General features: G+C 46.0%; 1 protein-coding gene. It reads right to left on the bottom strand.

The window, feature by feature from the left end; all coding sequences use genetic code 11:
- Positions 1 to 367: Ig-like domain-containing protein (locus AB1J10_RS12610; protein ID WP_369003144.1), on the bottom strand; the 367-nt coding region annotated here is incomplete at both ends.

Here is a 367-nt window from a genome sequence, read left to right as displayed (position 1 = left end):
CGTTTTACCGCCTGGGAATGTCACTGTGACCGTTGAGCCTGGCTCTGCTGTGCCACTTACTGTTGTAGCTTCACTTGTCACTTCTTTCACCGTTGGTGCATCTGGTGCCGTCGTATCTACTACTGTTGTCATTGTTTCTTCAGATGTATTGCCAACTTTATCTTTAGAAGTAACTTTGATATCTTCTCCACCTTCTAAATCTACATTTGATGGAATTTCAACTGTATAGTTACCTTCACTGTCTGCTGTTCCTGTTGACGTTGTTCCATCTGGGAACGTTACTGTGACTGTTGAGCCTGGTTCTGCCGTGCCACTTACTGTTGTAGCTTCGCTTGTCACTTCTTTCACCGTCGGTGCTGATGGCGCC

It is taken from the genome of Staphylococcus cohnii species complex 1663 (assembly GCF_041008415.1).
GTDB classification, from domain to species: Bacteria; Bacillota; Bacilli; order Staphylococcales; family Staphylococcaceae; genus Staphylococcus; species Staphylococcus ureilyticus.
Note: the sequence above shows the minus strand (reverse complement) of the source record. Positions and strands in the feature narration are given on the sequence as shown.